The following is a 17,428-nucleotide window of genomic DNA, read 5'->3' on the forward strand; positions in this document are numbered from 1 at the left end:
CATGCGACGACTCAGCCCGCTCGATGCGTTGTTCCTGCAGCGCGACGCGCCGGAGTCTCCTCGTCACATCGCCTCGCTGGTGCTGCTCCAACCGGGAGAGCGGCCGCTGGACTACGACACGCTGCTGCAGCTGATCTCCGAGCGCCTCGACCTCGTCCCGCGGTACCGGCAGGTCCCTCGTCCGGTACCCGGCGCCCTGGGGTTGCCCGTCTGGGTCGACGACGAGGACTTCGACGTCTCGCTGCACGTCCGGCGGTCGGCCCTGCCGCGCCCCGGCACGATGCAGGCGCTCCACGATCTGGTCGGGAGACTGATCGCCCGACGCCTCGACCACGACCGCGCCCTGTGGGAGCTGTACCTCATCGAGGGGCTGGAGGGCGGACTCACCGCTCTGCTCTTCAAGGCTCATCAGGCGCTCGTCGACGGCTCGCACACGGTCGACCTCGCGCAGGTGTTGCTCGAGGACTCCGCCGACGTGCGCGAGCTGCCGCACCAGGAGTGGGCGCCCCGGGGCACCCCCAGCGCCGTCTCCCTGGCTCTTGCCTCGATCCGCGATCAGGTGGTCCATCCGGGCACCATCCTCAGCAACTCGGCCTTCCGCGCCGAGCGATTGCTGTCGCGCATCCCGATGCCGCGCCCGGATCCGGCTCGCATCGGTGCTCTCGACGCTCCGCTGTCGCGGCATCGCCGTTTCGCGACCGCCTCGGCCTCGCTCGACGATCTGCGCCGGGTGCGCGACGAGCACGGGGGCACCGTCAATGACGTCCTGCTCGCGGCGATCGCCGGTGCGCTGCGGGGCTGGTTGCTCACTCGTGCCGAGCCGGTTTCGGCGTCCACGAGTTTTCGCGCGATGGTGCCGATGTCGGTGCGGCTCAAGGGTGCCGAGGACGACTCGTTACCGACCTCGCTCGGTTCGCGCGTGCGCGGCCATCTGCTGTCGCTGCCCGTGGGGGAGACCAACGCCGTCGTCCGGCTCCACCAGGTGTCGTACGCCCTCAAGGCGCACCGCGAGACCGGCGATGCCGTCGCCGCGCAGACGCTCGCGGACCTGCCGGGTTTCGCCACCTCGACGTTCCATGCGGTCGGCGCGCGGGTCGCCGAGAACGAGGCCTCCCGCGGCTATCAGCTCGTCGTCACGAACGTCCCCGGGCCGCAGGAACCGGTCTTCATGGGCGGCCAGCAATTGCACCAGGTGTACCCCGCGATCCCGCTCACCGGCCGCCGGCCGCTCGCGATCGGGATCACCACGTACCAGGGCCGGGCGTACTTCGGTATCGTCGCGGACCGCGAAGCGGTGCCCGATGTCGACGTCCTCGCGCAGTGCGTGGACGAGGCCGTGGAGGAACTCGTGGAGACCACCAGTCCACGGCGCCGGGCTCCGCGCGGGCGCAAGCGACCGGAGAAGGGTGGAGCACGATGAGGATCTACATCGGCACGGATGCCGGCGGGCTCGAAGCTCTGCGAGCCGGCGAGCTCTACGGCCCCGCAGTGCTCGCCGAGTCCGAGGACGAGGAGCACGAGTACGAGGCGATGTTGGCCGCGGCCGAGGACGGCCCTGTCGTCGTGGTCGCCGAGATCGATGACGACGAGCAGCCCGTCACGCTGCGTGAGGTCGTGGCTCTCCACACCGACATCGACGGCTCGGGCGACCTCGCCTGGTTCGCCCCGCAGGAACTCGACTCCGTGATCGCCCACGTCACCCACTAGAACATCTGTTCGATCCGTCGTATCGTGGCGGCATGTGGTTCCAAGGTTCCCTGCTCGACGGCGGAGCGGAGCAGGCGGAGGTCGGTGCGCTGGGCGCTCAGGTCGAACGCGTCACGCTGTCGCGCGGGGCGTGGGTCGACCTGCGGTACGGCTGGCTGCAGGGCGCCGATGCCTTGTTCGAGAAGCTGCAGCGCGAGGTGCCCTGGCGCGCGGAGCAGCGCGAGATGTACGAACGCGTCGTGGACGTGCCGCGGTTGCTGTGCCACTACGGCGCTCGTGACCCGCTGCCCGACCCCGCCCTCGACGCCTGCCGCGACGCGCTGAACGACCACTATCTGAAGGAACTCGGCGAGCCGTTCGTGACCGCTGGCCTCTGCTACTACCGCGACGGCCGGGACTCGGTCGCGTGGCACGGGGACCGGATCGGCCGAGGCCGCAGTGAGGACACGATGGTCGCCATCCTCTCGCTCGGGGAGCACCGCAAACTGAGCCTGCGGCCTGCCGGAGGCGGGGAGCAGATCGGTTACACCCTCGGCCACGGCGATCTGATCGTCATGGGCGGCTCCTGCCAGCGCACGTGGGAACACGCGATCCTCAAGACCGCCAAGCCGGCCGGCCCCCGGATCAGCGTCCAGTTCCGGCCGCGGGGAGTGCTGTAACCGCCGTCAGTCCTGGATGCGGGCGAAGGGCTCCGCGGCCTCCAGCTCGTAGGCCAGTTCGAGGAGTGTGCGTTCGTCGCCGTGGTCGGCGGAGAAGTGGATGCCGATCGGCAGTCCTTCACCGCTCTGGCCGAGCGGCAGGCTGATGGCCGGCCCGCCGGCGGCGTTGTTGAGCGGCGTGAACGACACGTAGCGCACCAGCCGGTCGAAGATCTCCTCGAAATCGCCCGCAGGGTCCAGGTAGCCGATCTTCGGCGTGGTGTGCGCCAAGGTGGGTGAGCAGATGAGGTCGATGCCGCCGCGGAACGCGCGGTGATAGCGCTTCTTGCTGTTCGCGAGGGCGGCGACGGCGCGGGGCGTCCGCCAGACGCCGCGAAGGAACTGCCCCGCGAGCCCGCGGGTGAACGGGTCGAGGAGCGTGGGATCGAAGGCGGTGCCGAACATCTTGCGGCCGTTGCGCTGGATCGCGAACGCCAGCAGGCTCCAGTAATGGGTGAAGTGGCCGATGAACGCCTTGTCGACCGGCATGGGGACGGGCACCACGTCATGGCCGAGATCGGTGAGCAGTTCGACGGCCTCGTTCAGGGCGGTGGCGGTGTCGGCGTCGAGCGCGTTGCCCGTGATCGGCGTGTCGATGAGGCCGATGCGAAGGCGCCGTCGAGCGGGTCCCTCGACGAGTCCCATGAACGGGAGTGCGGTGGTCGGGCGGTACCGCTCGGCAGCGGCGAGGAAGTGCGCCGTGTCGCGCACCGAGCGCGTCACCACGCCGTTGGCGATCAGGTCGACCGGCATTCCCTTGCCCTGCTCGGAGGTCACGAGCCGTCCGCGTGTGGGCTTGAGGCCGACGAGGCCGCACGCGGCGGCCGGGATGCGGATGGAGCCGCCGCCGTCGTTGGCGTGGGCGATCGGCACAGCACCGGCGGCGACGAGTACCGCCGATCCGCCCGAGGACGCGCCGCTGGAGTACTCCGGGTTCCACGGGTTGCGGGTCGGTTCGTCGTCCGCGAACTCGGTGGTCGCGGTCAGCCCGAACGCCGGAAGCGTGGTCGCACCGAGGACGTTCACGCCGGTCGCGCAGAACTGGTCGGTGAACGGTTCGTTCTCGAGGGCGGCGCGTGCGGGCGTGGCAGGTGAGCCGTGCCGCGTCGGGATGCCCGCGAACGCGGTGTTGTTCTTGATGTAGCTGGGCACGCCGGCGAAGGCCGAGGTGGGAGACCACGGGGCGTCGACGGCGCGTTTGAGCGCGCGATCCCGGTCGTCGACAGCGATGGGGTTCAGCGCGGGGGCGACCCGGTCGACGCGAGCCAACGCAGCGTCGGCGGCCTCCCGCGGGCTGACGTCTCCTGCGGCGATGGCCGCGGCGAGTCCCACGGCGTCGAGGTCGCCGAGGACGTCGTCGGTCGTGAAAGCGTGAACGCGCGGTGACATGAGCCCGAGCGTAAAGCACGAACGGCGATCCCGGAGGGGGATCGCCGTTCCTGTCTCACCGGTGCGTCAGCGGGTGACCTTGCCCGCCTTGATGCACCCGGTGCAGGCGTTCAGACGCGTGGGCGTGCCGTTGACCACGGCGCGCACGCGCTGGATGTTGGGGTCGAAACGACGCTTCGTGCGTCGGTGCGAGTGGGAGACGTTGTGGCCGAAGCCGGGTCCCTTACCGCACACATCACAGACCGCTGCCACAGCGACCACTCCTGACAATCACGTTGTTGTACTCGAATCGGGGTGTCTCGCCGACGTACATCGGCGGACAACCTCTCTAGGATAGCCGACGATGCGCGCCGGACGCGAATCGCCCGCTAACCTCATGCCCATGCCCCTGACGATCGAGGCGTCCCGGTTCCGCGACTGGGCGCGTGGCTGCGCTCAGGCGCTCGCCGCCGCACGTGCCGAGATCGACGCGCTGAACGTGTTTCCCGTGCCCGACAGCGACACCGGCACCAACGCCTACCTCACCGTGCAGTCGGGGTACCAGGCGCTGTCGGAGGTGTCCGACGACGAAGGCACCGAGGCGCTGGTCCGCGCCTTCGTCATCGGAGTGCTCACCGGCGCGCAAGGCAACTCCGGCGTCATCCTCGCCGAATTGCTGCGCGGCTGCCTGCGCGTGCTGTACCGGTGTGAGGTCATCGGGCCGGACGACGTCGTGGCGGCCCTGAAAGCCGCGACGACGGCGGCGTACGCGGCGGTGCAGGACCCCCAGGAAGGCACCATCTTGACGGTCGCGGCCGCCGCGACCGACGGTGCCCGCGATGCGGCGGCCGAGGGGCGATCGGCACGCTACGTCTTCGAAGCCGCGGCTGACGCGGCCCGCGGCGCTCTGGCACGCACGCCGTCGCAGATGGAGCGGCTTGCCCGGGCCGGTGTCGTGGACGCCGGAGGACGCGCGCTCGTCGTCCTCCTCGACGCCACGGCGCAGGCCCTGACCGGCCGCATCCCGCCCCCGGCGCCGTCGCACGTTCCGGTGCCTGGGCACGAGCCTGGGACCGACCTCGTCGAGGACGGACCCGGGTACGAGGTCATGTACCTCCTCGAGGCCGACGACGACGCGGTGCCGGCGTTGCGGGAGGCGCTCGCGCCGCTCGGCGACTCCCTCGTGGTCATCGGCGGCGACCGGTTGTGGAACGTCCACGTGCACGTCGACGACGTCGGCGCCGCGATCGAAGCGGGCATCGCGGCCGGACGGCCGTACCGCATTCAGGTCACGCATTTCGCGGAGCATCGCCGCGGCGGGGCACGTCCGGGGCGGCAACGGGTCGTCGTCAGTGCCGTCACCGGCACCGGTCTGGCCGAGCTCACCCGCGACAGCGGGGCAGTCGCGGTGGAGTTCTCCGCCGGGCACCCCCTCACGGTCGAGGAGATGTCGGCGGCGCTGCGTAGCGTGGACGCCGAGGAGGTCATCGTGCTGCCCAACCGCTTCGGCCACGTGCGTCCCTTCGAGGCCGCCGCCAAGCAGCTCCGCGACGCCGGTGCGCGGGTGGCCGTCCTTCCCACACACGCCCAGGTGCAGGCTCTCGCCGCGCTCGCCGTCCACGACCCCGGCCGCGACTTCGACGACGACGTCGTCGCGATGTCCGCGGCGGCCGCTCACGCCAAGCACGGCGCCCTGACGGTCGCGACCGACGCCGGCATCACGATGGCCGGACCGTGCGAGCGCGGCGATGTGCTCGGCGTCGTCAACGGCGACTTCGCGGTCATCGGCGACGACCAGACGCAGGTCGCGCGAGAGATCCTCGCCCGTCTCGATTCCGCCGGGGCCGAGATGGTCACGCTCGTGACGGGTGCCGAATGCCCCACCGGGCTCACCGACGCGATCTGCCGCTGGCTCGCCGTCGAGCAGCCGCACGTCGACGTGGTGGTGCACGACGGTGGTCAGGAGAAGTACACGTTGTTCATCGCGGTGGAGTGATGGTCAGTCTCGACAGCAAACTCGGTCCGGTGGTGGGCAAGGACTCGGCCACCAAGCTCCACAAGGCCTTCGGCATGGAGACGGTCGGTGACCTCCTGGCGCACTATCCGCGGCGTTACATCGATCTGGAGCAGTCGGAGTCGCTCTCTGATCTCGAGCCCGGTCAGTACGTCACGTTCGTGGCGCGGGTCGTCGACGTCAAAAACTTCTCGCTGCGGTCCAACCCCCGCCGCACCCGCACCCAGGTGCGTTTCACCGACGGCCGTACGACGCTCACGGCCACGTTCTTCAACCAGAGCTGGTTGGTCAAGTCGATCAAGCCCGACTCGCTTCAGCTGTTCGCCGGGGTGGTGGGCGAGTACCGCGGCCAGCCGCAGCTCACCCACCCGGTGATGAAGAAGCTTCCGGACGGGGGATCGCTCACCGACGTCGAGAGCGGGTACGCGCGGGGCATCATCCCGGTGTACTCGGCCACCTCGACCATCGCGTCGTGGGAGCTGGAGAACGCCGTCGCGACGGTCCTCGCCGTGCTCGATCCGCCGGACGACCCGCTCCCGGTCGACGTGCGCGAGGCGCGCGGATGGCCTGACCTCGATACGGCGCTTCGTCATATCCACCAGCCCACGAGCCGGAGCCAGTGGTGGAACGCCCAGCAACGGCTGCGCTTCGACGAGGCGTTCGTCCTCCAGACGATCTTCGCGCGACGGAGGCGCGCCTTCGACGACGAGCCCGCGGTGGCGCGACCCCGCGTGCCCGGCGGCCTCGTCGACCGCTTCGTCGACCGGCTGCCGTTCGTGCTCACTGACGGACAGCAGATGGTGATCCATGCGATCACCCGTGACCTCGAGCGCTCCCACCCGATGCACCGGCTTCTGCAGGGCGAGGTGGGGTCGGGCAAGACCGTCGTCGCTCTCATCGCCATGCTCCGGGTGGTCGAGAACGGCGGTCAGGCTGTGCTGCTCGCTCCCACCGAGGTGCTCGCGGCTCAGCACTACCGCAGCATCACCACGCAGCTCGGCGACCTCGCCAAGGGCGGCATGCTCGGCGGAGCCGAAGGAGCCACGCGCGTGCGCCTGCTCACCGGCTCGATGGGTGCCAAGGCCCGCAAGGAGGCGCTGCTCGACATCGTGTCGGGCGAGGCGGGCATCGTCGTGGGCACCCACGCCCTCCTGCAGGACACCGTCGAGTTCGCCGATCTCGGCCTGGTCGTCGTCGACGAACAGCACCGCTTCGGCGTCGAGCAGCGCGCCGCACTCGTCGACCGCGCCGCCGTCGCGCCGCACGTCCTCGTCATGACCGCCACGCCGATCCCGCGGACCGTCGCGATGACCGTCTTCGGCGACCTCGAGACGTCCACGCTGCAGGAGCTGCCGGCCGGCCGGCAGCAGATCCAAACGACCGTGGTGCCGGTGGCCGAGCATCCGGCCTGGCTCGACCGCGCCTGGGAGCGGGTGCGCGAGGAGGTCGCGCAGGGCCGGCAGGTCTACATCGTCACCACGCGCATCGGCGGCGATGACGACGACGCCAAGAAGGACACCGAGTCGCAGGAGTCGAACCAGCCGCGGCCCGTCGCGCTGCTCGACGTCGTCGAGCTGCTGCGCGACGGACCGTTGCAGGGTCTGCGCCTGGGGACGCTCCACGGGCGCATGCCGACCGATGAGAAGGACGCCGCGATGGCGGCGTTCGCCGCCGGCGACCTCGACGTTCTGGTCGCGACGACGGTCATCGAGGTCGGCGTCGACGTCCCCAACGCGACGATGATGGTCATCCTCGACGCCGACCGTTTCGGCTTGTCACAGCTGCATCAGCTGCGCGGTCGGGTCGGCCGTGGCGGCCACCCCGGCCTCTGCCTCCTCGTCACCAGCGTCGTGGGCGACACTCTCGCCCGCGAGCGGCTGGACGCCGTCGCGTCCACCACCGACGGGTTCCGGATCGCCGAGTTCGACATCGAGCTGCGCCGTGAGGGCGATGTCCTCGGTGCGCGCCAGTCGGGTCACCGGTCGAGCCTCAAGCTGCTGTCGGTCGTCGCGCACGACAAGGTCATCGCCGAGGCGCGCGACGTCGCGATGAAGGTGGTGGCCGACGATCCCGAGCTTGCGTCGTTGCCGGCCCTGCGTGACGCCGTGCTGCGTCTCGAGGAAACCCAGCAAGCCGAGTATCTGGAGCGCACATGACCCGCATCATCGCCGGCGTCTGGGGTGGACGCCGGCTGGCGACGTTGAGCGGCGCCACCACCCGCCCGACCACCGACCGCGTCCGCGAGGCGTTGTTCGCGTCGGTCGCCTCCGAGCTCGGCGGCTGGAACGGGGTCCGCGTTCTCGACCTGTTCGCCGGCTCCGGTGCGCTCGCCCTGGAATCCCTGTCCCGAGGCGCCGAGCACGCCGATCTCGTGGAGGCCAACGGCAAAGCCGCCACGGTGGTGGGCCGCAACATCCGCGAACTCGGCGCTCAGGGCGCGCGCCTGCACCGCACCACCGCCGAGCGATTCGTGGCCACGCCGCCCACCGACCCCTACGACCTCGTGTTCCTCGACCCGCCCTACGCGCTCGAGACCGCGGCCTTGCAGCAACTGGTCTCGCGTCTGACCATCGGCGTCTGGCGCACCGAGGACTCCCTGCTCGTCGTGGAACGTTCCTCGCGCGATCCCTGGTCGTGGCCGGAGGGTGTCGACGCCCTGCGAGACAAGGCCTACGGCGAGACTCACCTTTGGTACGGTCGCTGACATGACGAAGGTGGTCTGCCCCGGTTCGTTCGACCCCGTGACCAACGGTCACGTCGACATCTTCCGGCGGGCGGCGCACCTGTTCGACGAGGTCGTCGTGACGGTGCTCATCAACGAGTCCAAGAAGGGCCTGTTCTCGATCGAACAGCGGATGGATTTGCTGCGTGAGGCGGTCGCTGACCTCGACAACGTCAGCGTCGACTCTTTCCGCGGACTGCTCGTGGACTACTGCCGCGACCACGACGTGCAGGCGATCGTCAAGGGGCTGCGGGCCGTCTCGGACTTCGACTACGAGCTGCAGATGGCGCAGATGAACGGCAGCCTCACGGGGATCGAGACGGTGTTCATCCCGACCGGTCCCGAGTTCGCCTATCTGGCGTCGAGCCTCGTCAAGGAAGTGGCCAAGCACGGTGGCGACGTGACCGATCTCGTGCCGCCGCACGTGCTCAAGGCCCTGCAGGAGGCCTACTCCCGCACGTGAACGGCCCGCCGCACGGCGCTCGTGCCGAATCTCTGGCGCACGGCGTCCAACGCGTCGTCCAGACGCGGGTCCGGCTCGCCCTCGAGGGGAAGCGCCAGCTGCGCACCGTGGCGGTCGAGTCCGCTCAGCGCGACGCCGACGAGGGTCAGGCCGTCACGACGGATGTCGCGTGACCGCTCGCCGAGGAGCGCCGCGGCCACCCGGGCGATCTGTGCCGTGTCGTGGGTGGGAACCCGGAGCGTGCGCGAGGATGTGGCCCGGCGGTAGTCGCCAAATCGCCAGCGCAGCGTGACCGTGCGTGCCGTCAGCCCTCCGGCGCGTAGACGCCGGCTCACGGTGTCGACCAGGCCGAGCAGGACCGTCTCGATCTCACGCTCTGACCGCACCGCCGGCCCGAGGGCGTGCTGCGCTCCGATGGAGCGCCGTCGGACTCCCGGATCGACCCGTCGGGGGTCACGGCCGTGCGCCAGCGCGCTGAGGTGACGGGCGGCGGCAGGACCGATCACCGCGGCGAGTTCAGCCTCATCGGTGCGGGCGATGTCGGCGACGGTCCGGATGCGCGCCTGATGCAGGCTCCGTGCGGTGACGTCGCCGACGCCCCAGAGCCGCTCGACCGGCAGGGCGTGCAGGAACGTCAGTTCGGATTCGCGGGGGACGAGCAGCAGGCCTTCGGGCTTGGACAGGGCACTCGCCACCTTGGCGAGGTACGTGGTGCGCGCCACGCCCACCGAGATCGGGAGCCCGACCTCCACCCGCACGCGGTCGCGGAGCGCCGCCGCGATCGGCAGCGCGGGCCCGCGCAGCCGCCGTAGACCGCTCACGTCGAGGAAGGCCTCGTCGATGGAGAGTGGTTCGACCACCGGCGTGACGTCGCGGAAGATCGCGAACACCGCCCGGCTGGCCGCCGTGTACGCCTCGAACCGCGGTGACCGGACGACCGCCTCGGGGCAGAGACGGCGGGCCTGCCGCCCGGGCATCGCCGTGCGCACGCCTCGCGCCTTCGCCTCGTAACTGGCCGCCAGCACGACACCGCCGCCGACGATCACCGGGCGCCCGCGCAGGCTCGGCTCGTCGCGCTGCTCGACCGAGGCGTAGAAGGCATCGAGGTCGGCATGCAGGATGCCTTCCTCGCTGCCGTCGGTGCTCATGGCACGATCGTCGCGCGGCCCACTGACATCGCGATCGGGCGCGCCGGGCCGATTGGTGCTGGTGTGGTGCGGCGGGTTACGATGGACGTCGGCCTGTTCGCAGGTCGTGATCTGCTGTGCTGACAACGAAGGAATGACCGTGTCTTCCGGTGACCTGGTGTTCGACACTCAGGTACTGGGGCGCCGCCCCGGAACCGAGAAGACGTACGCCCGTACCTTGGACGCACCCGCTGATCTCGGCCTCGACGTGCTGGGAGTCCCGGAAGGGTCGCCCATCGAGCTCGAGCTTCGGCTCGAAGCGGTGATGGACGGCGTCCTGGCGACCGGCACGGCGTCCGCCCACGTGGTCGGCGAATGCGTGCGGTGCCTGGAGCGCGTCGAGGATGATCTCGACGTCGACTTCCAGGAGCTGTACGTCTACGACGATCCGGGGGAGGACGAGTTGGCCCTCGAGGGAGACTTGCTCGACCTCGAGCCCGTCCTGCGGGACGCGGTGGTGCTCGCACTGCCGCAGAACCCGTTGTGTGATCCGGACTGTCCGGGACTGTGCCCTGAATGCGGGGCCCGGCTCGCGGATGATCCAGACCACACACACGGTGAGGCGATCGACCCCCGGTGGGCGGCGCTGACCCATCTGACCGAGCACAACGAGGAGTAATCGTGGCAGTTCCCAAGCGGAAGATGTCGCGCAGCAACACGCGTCACCGTCGTTCGGCCTGGAAGGCCACCGCGGTTCAGACCGTCGACTGCGCCAACCCCGCCTGCAACGCCAAGGTCGTGCCGCACCGCGCGTGCGCCGAGTGCGGCCAGTACGGCGCGCGTGGCGAGCGGCGTCAGGTTCTCTGACCCGTCTTCGTGGCTGACGAGCTGCGCGATGTCCTCGGGGTCCCCGATCTCGACCCCGAGCTCTTGCAGCATGCCCTGACACATCGCTCGTACTCGTACGAGAACGGACTCGTCCCCAACAACGAGCGCCTGGAGTTCCTCGGCGACTCGGTGTTGGGGCTTGTCGTCACCGAGTCGATCTTCCGGGAGCACCCCGAGCTCCCGGAAGGTCAGCTCGCCAAACTGCGGGCCGCCGTCGTCAGCGCCAAGGCGCTCGCGGAGGTGGCGCGTACCCTCGGCCTCGGCGATCACCTGTTGCTCGGCCGCGGCGAGGAGACGACCGGTGGCCGCGACAAGGCGTCGATCCTGTCGGACACGATGGAAGCCGTCATCGGCGCCGTGTTCCTGCAGTTCGGCATCGAGCGCGCCCGCGAGGTCATCCACGCGATCTTCGATCCGGTGATCGCCGCTGCAGCGTCCCTGGGCGCGGGTCTGGACTGGAAGACCTCCTTGCAGGAGATCGCGGCCAGTAACGGTCTCGGCGTCCCCGAGTACCAGCTCGAGGGCACTGGACCCGATCACGACAAGAAGTTCACGGCGCGCGTCGTCGTGGGCGACCGCACGTTCGAGGGCGGCGAGGGCCGCTCGAAGAAGGAAGCCGAGCAGATGGTCGCCGAGGTCGCGTGGCGCGCCATCAACGCCGAACTGGCGGATGCCCGAACTCCCTGAGGTCGAGGTCGTCCGCCGCGGCCTGGCTGAGCACGTCGTCGGGCGCGGCATCGCCGACGTCGAGATCCTCGACTCACGTTCCGTTCGCCGGCACGGCCCCGGACCCACCGATTTCGTCGCGCGACTGCGCGGCCGTCGCATCGTGTCCGCCGAACGCCGCGGCAAGTACCTGTGGCTCCCGCTCGACGACGACGACGCGATCCTCGGTCACCTCGGCATGAGCGGCCAGCTCCTGGTCAGTTCCCCGGACATCGCCGATCCGCGCCATCTGCGCGTACGGCTCCGGCTGGACGACGGCTCCGAGCTCCGCTTCGTCGACCAGCGCATCTTCGGCGGTCTGTCGGTCAGCGAGGGCGGCGCCCAGCTGCCGCCCGAGATCGAGCACATCGCCCGCGACCCCCTCGACCCGCTCTTCGATGCGGCGGAGTTCGCCCGTCGGCTGCGGCGGCGCGAAACGGGCGTCAAGCGCGCCATCCTCGACCAGACGTTGATCTCGGGCGTCGGCAACATCTATGCCGACGAAGCGCTGTGGCGCACGCCCCTGCATTACGCCCGCAACACCAGGCACCTGCGGACTCGCGAGATCGACGGTCTGCTCGGGCATCTGCGCGATGTCATGACCGATGCGCTCGCCGAGGGCGGCACGTCGTTCGACGCGCTGTACGTCAACGTCAACGGTCAGTCGGGCTACTTCGATCGCTCCCTGCACGCGTACGGCCGCGAGGGTGAGCCGTGCGACCGGTGCGGCACCCCCATCCGCCGCGACGCCTTCATGAACCGCTCCAGCTACTGGTGCCCCCGCTGCCAGCCGCGTCCCCGTAACGGGCGCTGGTAACGCGGTAGGCTCGCCGCGATGAGCGAGCTGTACGGGGTCGAGGCGCGGGCGCGTTACGTCGACGAGTCGCCGAAGCGGCCCGGGCGTACGCCGTTCGAGCGCGACCGTGCGCGCATCCTCCACTCGTCGGCGCTGCGTCGGCTCTCGGCCAAAACGCAGGTACTCGGTGCCGGCGTCGATGACTTCGTGCGCAACCGGCTGACCCACTCGCTCGAGGTCGCCCAGGTCGCCCGTGAGCTGGGTAAGGCGCTGGGGTGCGATCCGGACATCGTCGACTCCGCGGCGCTCGCGCACGACCTCGGCCATCCGCCGTTCGGACACAACGGGGAAGCCGCCCTGGACTCCGCCGCCGAGCAGATCGGCGGCTTCGAGGGCAATGCGCAGACACTGCGCCTGCTCACCCGACTCGAGGCCAAGACCGTCACGGCGGACGGCCGAAGCGTGGGGCTGAACCTGACGCGCGCGACGCTGGGGGCCTGCGTCAAGTACCCCTGGACGCGGGAGGAGGCGCCCGACGGCGGCCACAAGTTCGGCGTCTACACGGACGACCTCGAGATCTTCCGCTGGCTCCGTTCCGACGCCCGGGGCACGTTCCGCCGGCCGATCGAGGCGCAGGTCATGGACCTGTCCGACGACATCGCGTACTCCGTGCACGACGTCGAGGACGGAGTGGTCGCGGGATGGTTCGATCTCGTCGACGGGCTCGAGCTGTCGGAGGTACATGCTGTCGCGCGTGAATGGTACGAGCCGTCAGCCTCCGACGAGCGGCTTACGGCGGCGTTGGAACGTCTCCGCCGGATGCCCGAATGGCCGCAGCGGCGATTCGACGGGAGTCGTGCCGCGCGCGCAGTACTCAAGAGCCTCACCAGTGCGCTCATCGGGCGCTTCGCGGTCGCCGCCCAGCGGGCCACCGTCGACGCGTGGGGAACCGGGCCCCTCGTGCGCTACGAGGCCGACCTCGAGATTCCCGGTGACACCGCCGACGAGATCCTCGTGCTCAAAGCCATCGCGGCCCATCACATGATGCGCAGCGAGGATCGCACGGCCTCGCTGCGCGAACAGCGTGAGCTGCTGACGGAGCTCGTCGATGTGCTCGTCAAGACCGGAGACGAGCACCTGGATCCCGACTTCGCGCAGGACTTCGCGGCCGCGGAGGACGACGCGGGGCGGCATCGGGTGATCCTCGATCAGGTCGCCAGCCTCACCGATCTGTCCGCTGTGAGTTGGGCCAACAGGCTGCTTCTGTGACGTCATAGGATGCAGGCATGGCACGCATCAAGGACGAGGACATCCAACTCGTCCGCGAGCGTGTGCGGATCGACGAGGTCGTCGAACAGTACGTCACGCTGCGCAACGCCGGCGGCGGCGCCCGCAAGGGGCTGTGCCCCTTCCACGATGAGAAGACGCCGTCGTTCAACGTGCGCCCGGCTCAGGGGTTCTACCACTGCTTCGGTTGCGGCGCGGGCGGCGATTCCATCAAGTTCCTCATGGAGATCGAAGGCCTCGGTTTCGCTGAGGCGGTGGAACGGCTCGCCGGCAAGTACGGCATCCAGCTGCGCTACGAGGAAGGCGGCCCGGTCGGTCCCCGCCGCGACCCCGGTCAGCGTCAGCGGCTGCTCGAAGCGCACCGGCTCGCCGCGGAGTTCTACCACGAAGCGCTCATGGTGGCCCCCGAGGCGCAGCCCGGGCGTCAGTTTGTCACCGACCGTGGATTCGACCGTGCCGCCGCGGAGATGTTCTCGATGGGCTGGGCGCCGCGCGGGGGAGAGGCCCTGGTCAGTCACCTCAAGTCCAAGGGATTCAGCGACGAGGACCTCATCGTCGGCGGCCTCGCGGCGCGCGGACAGCGCGGCCTGTACGACAAGTTCCGCGGGCGCCTGCTGTGGCCCATCAAGGAGATCAGCGGTGAGGTGATCGGTTTCGGCGCGCGCCGGATGCTCGACGACGACCGCATCGAGGCCAAGTACCTCAATACGTCCGAGACGCCGATCTACAAGAAGAGCCACGTCCTGTACGGCATCGACCTCGCGCGTCGCACCATCTCCTCGCGCAGCCAGGCCGTCATCGTGGAGGGCTACACCGACGTCATGGCCTGCCACCAGGCCGGGGTGACGACGGCCGTCGCGACCTGCGGCACCGCGTTCGGCGAGGATCACGCCCGCGTCCTGCGCCGGATCCTCCTCGACCACGACGCTTTCCACGGTGAGGTCATCTTCACGTTCGACGGCGACGAAGCCGGACAGCGCGCCGCGATGAAGGCGTTCGCCGGCGACGAGCAGTTCGCCGGTCAGACCTACGTGGCCGTCGAGCCGCGCGGCATGGACCCGTGCGACCTGCGGATGGCCGACGGCGACGCCGCCGTGCGCGAACTCGTCGCCTCCCGCGTCCCGCTGTACCGCTTCGTGCTCGACAACACCCTCACGCGCTACGACCTCGACCGCGGTGACCAGCGGGTCGACGCCATCCGCGAGGCCGTGGGTCTGGCGCGCGCGATCCGCGACAAGTCGAAGGTCGATGAGTTCCTGCGCGAGATCGCCAGCCGGGTAGGGGCCGACGTCGACCAGGTGCGCCAGGAGTTCAAGGCGTCTCAGGGCTCGAGCCGTTCCTCGTCGGGCAGTGCCACTGCGCCGTCTGCTGCCGCGTCGGGACCGGTTGCGGCGCCCGCGGCGGTTCCGGCCGGACCGAGCTTCGGGGCCCCGCAGTTCGCCGATGAACGCGAGGCGCTCAAGGCGATCGTCCAGTTCCCGCATCTCGCCAAGCCGCTGGCCGACGACATCGGTGAGAACGACTTCACGCATCCCGTGGCCCAAGAGTTGTGGCGTCGCATCGAGCAGCGCGGCCTGCCTGATGCTCCAGATCCGAGCTGGCTTCCGGGCCTATCGGATTCGGTGACCGACGATGCCTTCCGCCGGGTTCTCGGCGTCGCGGCCGTGGAGCCGCTCCACTCCTCCGAGCGGTCGACCCAGGCGGTGGTGGCGGCGGTGCTCGCGCGCTTGCAGGAGTTGACCGTGGCTCGGCGGATCGTCGAGGTCAAGTCGCGCCTGCAGCGCACGAATCCGGTCGAGCAGGCCGAGACCTACAACCGGATGTTCGGCGAGCTGGTGGCGTTGGAGCAGCAGCGGCGCGACTTCCGCGAGCGCGTCATCGGCGCGATGGAGCAGCTCTGACGCTGTGGACGGGCCGCGGCGTCCACAGCGACCAGGAACGGCCTCCCGGTTGCGGCTGAGGTCGGCCACGGTGGGGGCATGTCGCCCTTTGCTCGTCAGATCCTCGCGCTGCCGGCTCTCGATCGGTCGACCGAACAGCAGCTTGCGCGGCGTGCTGCTGCCGGCGACCGCGAGGCGCGCGAGCGGTTGATCCGCGCCGGCCTGCGGTGGGTCGTGCTGCATGCGTTGCGCCGGGGGAGGGTCGGGGCTGAGTTCGACGACGCGGTGCAGGACGGGGTGGTCGCGTTGATCGGCGCAGTGGATCGGTTCGATCCGGAGCGGAACGTTCGCTTGGCGACGTTCGCGTGGGCGGCCATCGACGGCGCCATGAGCCCGCGCTGGCGTGTACCGGTGACGACGATCGAGCCCACGGCCCCGTCCGAAACCGGTCCGGCGGACGACCTGCTCGACGGGCTCCACGAGGGCGACGCCGAGCTGCTCCGCAGCCGATTCGGGCTCGGCCAGGATGGGACTCCCCGGAGTCGCCGCGAGGTCGCGATGCTGTTCGGGCTCACCGAATCCCAGGTACGGACACGGGAGGAACGGGCCCTGAATCGTCTGCGACGTCAGTGGGGCCGACCCGGTGTCGCATTGTCAGGAGGGGGTTGCTAAAGTCATAGACCGTGCTCCTCCTGCAGGAGCCCATCCCCTGTAGCTCAATTGGCAGAGCATTCGGCTGTTAACCGGAGGGTTGTTGGTTCGAGTCCAACCGGGGGAGCACACGGGGTCGCGGCAACGCGGCCCTTTCGCTTTTCCGCCGTCATTCCGTGAGGACGGTGCCGCCGACGTCCCAGGCCCAGCCGTCCTCGTGTGGGATGGGCACGGCGTGGTCGAAGGTTTTGAGCTTGTGGTGATGGCGGCATAACGCCCAGAGGTTGTCGGCGCAGGTTTGGCCGTCGGGCCAGGGTTCTCGGTGGTCAAGGTCGCAGTTGGTGGCCTTGGTGGCGCATCCGGGGTATCTGCAGGTGCCGTCTCTGTAGCGGATGGCGTTCTTGAGGTGGTCCGGTGGTGAGTATCCGCGGTAACTGACGGCGAGGACATCGTCCTTGTCGTCGGTGGTGAGCCGGTACCAGAACGGGTTGCTGCTCTCGGCGAGTGTGCGGAGCACGTTGGCCGGGATGACCCAGTCCCGGTCGGCGCTGATCGCGGGCTGATCATCGATGCCTGCCAGGGTCGACGCGGGAACCATGACACCGATCGCGAGGTTCGGGGTGCGGGCGGGTTCGTTGTCCGGGTCGATGTGGTCGAGTGCCTCCACGAGCAGGTCCGCGCGGCGCTGATGGAGGGTCCGGTCGTCGTCGGTGATGGCTTTGGCGGCGCGGTCGAGTCGCTGATCGATTCCAGCCAGGACGTACGATGGCAGGTTCTCGGCGTAGAGGCTGCCGGTGCCGTCTTCATCGTAGTGGATGGTGACCGACCGTTCGGCGACGATGTCCGCGTAGCGCTTCTCGACCTCGTCCGGTTCGACGCGGGCGATGAACCGCTTGACCCACCGGCGAAGTTCGCCAACGTTGTGGGTGGCCGCGTAGGCGACCGAACGTGCATCGAGCTTCTCGATGGAGCGGGCCTGGGTGAGTTTCCATGCGCCGTTCGCGATCACGGAGACACGCGCAGCGTCGATCTCTCCCTCGCCGAAGGCCTTCCAGACGTTTGGCAGGTCATCACGCGCGGTCTCGGCCTCGAGAATCCGGCCCGAGGCCTGGTGCTCGGACC

General features: G+C 69.7%; 18 protein-coding genes and 1 tRNA gene. 15 read left to right on the forward strand and 4 right to left on the reverse strand.

Annotated elements, in window-relative coordinates; genetic code table 11:
• Position 1 precedes the first annotated feature (1 nt).
• From EHW97_RS14190 to EHW97_RS14200, 3 genes are read left to right on the forward strand one after another with little or no spacing between them, the layout of a single operon-like run.
• On the forward strand, positions 2 to 1,420 hold the full coding sequence (locus EHW97_RS14190; RefSeq protein WP_124237830.1) for a wax ester/triacylglycerol synthase family O-acyltransferase: 1,419 nt from the start codon (positions 2 to 4) through the stop codon (positions 1,418 to 1,420).
• Entirely contained in the window at positions 1,417 to 1,707 is a 291-nt protein-coding gene (locus EHW97_RS14195) for a hypothetical protein (RefSeq protein ID WP_124237831.1), read from the forward strand. The genes EHW97_RS14190 and EHW97_RS14195 overlap by 4 nt, the downstream gene beginning before the upstream one ends.
• A 32-nt stretch (positions 1,708 to 1,739) precedes the next feature.
• Entirely contained in the window at positions 1,740 to 2,366 is a 627-nt protein-coding gene (locus EHW97_RS14200) for an alpha-ketoglutarate-dependent dioxygenase AlkB (RefSeq protein ID WP_124237832.1), read from the forward strand.
• 6 nt (positions 2,367 to 2,372) lie between these two features.
• Here EHW97_RS14200 and EHW97_RS14205 read toward each other — a convergent pair whose 3' ends face one another.
• The gene (locus EHW97_RS14205; protein ID WP_124237833.1) at positions 2,373 to 3,794 is read right to left on the reverse strand and encodes an amidase; all 1,422 of its coding nucleotides are present in this window, start codon (positions 3,792 to 3,794) and stop codon (positions 2,373 to 2,375) included.
• 66 nt (positions 3,795 to 3,860) lie between these two features.
• A complete protein-coding gene (rpmB, locus tag EHW97_RS14210; RefSeq protein ID WP_124237834.1) occupies positions 3,861 to 4,046 on the reverse strand; it encodes a 50S ribosomal protein L28 in 186 nt (61 codons plus the stop codon).
• Between the two features lie 130 nt (positions 4,047 to 4,176).
• On the opposite strand from rpmB, the gene EHW97_RS14215 reads away from it, so the two are divergent.
• Genes EHW97_RS14215 through coaD form a run of 4 tightly spaced genes read left to right on the forward strand, consistent with a single transcriptional unit; the run spans position 4,177 to position 8,972 of the window.
• Positions 4,177 to 5,769, forward strand: a complete 1,593-nt coding sequence (locus EHW97_RS14215; protein ID WP_124237835.1) for a DAK2 domain-containing protein — start codon at positions 4,177 to 4,179, stop codon at positions 5,767 to 5,769.
• A complete protein-coding gene (recG, locus tag EHW97_RS14220) occupies positions 5,769 to 7,943 on the forward strand; it encodes an ATP-dependent DNA helicase RecG (protein ID WP_124237836.1) in 2,175 nt (724 codons plus the stop codon). Before EHW97_RS14215 ends, recG begins: the two co-directional genes overlap by 1 nt.
• Positions 7,940 to 8,491, forward strand: coding sequence for a 16S rRNA (guanine(966)-N(2))-methyltransferase RsmD (gene rsmD, locus EHW97_RS14225; protein ID WP_124237837.1), 552 nt, complete (start codon positions 7,940 to 7,942; stop codon positions 8,489 to 8,491). The genes recG and rsmD overlap by 4 nt, the downstream gene beginning before the upstream one ends.
• A gap of 1 nt (position 8,492) precedes the next feature.
• On the forward strand, positions 8,493 to 8,972 hold the full coding sequence (gene coaD, locus EHW97_RS14230; protein WP_124237838.1) for a pantetheine-phosphate adenylyltransferase: 480 nt from the start codon (positions 8,493 to 8,495) through the stop codon (positions 8,970 to 8,972).
• On the opposite strand, the gene dinB is transcribed toward coaD, so the two are convergent.
• Positions 8,957 to 10,120 (reverse strand): DNA polymerase IV, encoded by a 1,164-nt coding sequence (gene dinB / locus EHW97_RS14235; protein ID WP_124237839.1) that lies wholly within the window; start codon positions 10,118 to 10,120, stop codon positions 8,957 to 8,959. The two genes, coaD and dinB, sit on opposite strands and share 16 nt — an antisense overlap.
• 133 nt (positions 10,121 to 10,253) lie before the next feature.
• Between dinB and EHW97_RS14240 the strand changes: the two genes are divergently transcribed.
• The 8 genes from EHW97_RS14240 (at position 10,254) to EHW97_RS14275 (ending at position 16,433) form a co-directional block, all read left to right on the forward strand.
• A complete protein-coding gene (locus EHW97_RS14240; protein WP_124237840.1) occupies positions 10,254 to 10,778 on the forward strand; it encodes a YceD family protein in 525 nt (174 codons plus the stop codon).
• Between the two features lie 2 nt (positions 10,779 to 10,780).
• Positions 10,781 to 10,966, forward strand: a complete 186-nt coding sequence (gene rpmF / locus EHW97_RS14245; protein WP_121795321.1) for a 50S ribosomal protein L32 — start codon at positions 10,781 to 10,783, stop codon at positions 10,964 to 10,966.
• Positions 10,967 to 10,975: 9 nt separating this feature from the next.
• A complete protein-coding gene (gene rnc, locus EHW97_RS14250; protein ID WP_124237841.1) occupies positions 10,976 to 11,674 on the forward strand; it encodes a ribonuclease III in 699 nt (232 codons plus the stop codon).
• On the forward strand, positions 11,658 to 12,509 hold the full coding sequence (gene mutM / locus EHW97_RS14255) for a bifunctional DNA-formamidopyrimidine glycosylase/DNA-(apurinic or apyrimidinic site) lyase (RefSeq protein WP_124237842.1): 852 nt from the start codon (positions 11,658 to 11,660) through the stop codon (positions 12,507 to 12,509). The genes rnc and mutM overlap by 17 nt, the downstream gene beginning before the upstream one ends.
• 18 nt (positions 12,510 to 12,527) lie before the next feature.
• Positions 12,528 to 13,757 (forward strand): deoxyguanosinetriphosphate triphosphohydrolase, encoded by a 1,230-nt coding sequence (locus EHW97_RS14260; RefSeq protein ID WP_124237843.1) that lies wholly within the window; start codon positions 12,528 to 12,530, stop codon positions 13,755 to 13,757.
• Between the two features lie 17 nt (positions 13,758 to 13,774).
• Complete coding sequence (gene dnaG, locus EHW97_RS14265; RefSeq protein WP_124237844.1) at positions 13,775 to 15,676, forward strand: DNA primase; 1,902 nt, start codon at positions 13,775 to 13,777, stop codon at positions 15,674 to 15,676.
• A 78-nt stretch (positions 15,677 to 15,754) separates the two neighbouring features.
• Complete coding sequence (locus EHW97_RS14270) at positions 15,755 to 16,327, forward strand: sigma factor (protein WP_124237845.1); 573 nt, start codon at positions 15,755 to 15,757, stop codon at positions 16,325 to 16,327.
• Between the two features lie 33 nt (positions 16,328 to 16,360).
• Positions 16,361 to 16,433 (forward strand) — tRNA-Asn (locus EHW97_RS14275).
• A gap of 42 nt (positions 16,434 to 16,475) precedes the next feature.
• Here the strand turns inward: EHW97_RS14275 and EHW97_RS14280 are convergent.
• A partial coding sequence (locus EHW97_RS14280) for an HNH endonuclease signature motif containing protein (protein ID WP_133424841.1) occupies positions 16,476 to 17,428 on the reverse strand: 953 nt, incomplete at its 5' end.

The sequence above is a fragment of the Aeromicrobium camelliae genome (genome assembly GCF_003850045.1).
In the GTDB taxonomy this organism is placed as follows: domain Bacteria; phylum Actinomycetota; class Actinomycetes; order Propionibacteriales; family Nocardioidaceae; genus Aeromicrobium; species Aeromicrobium camelliae.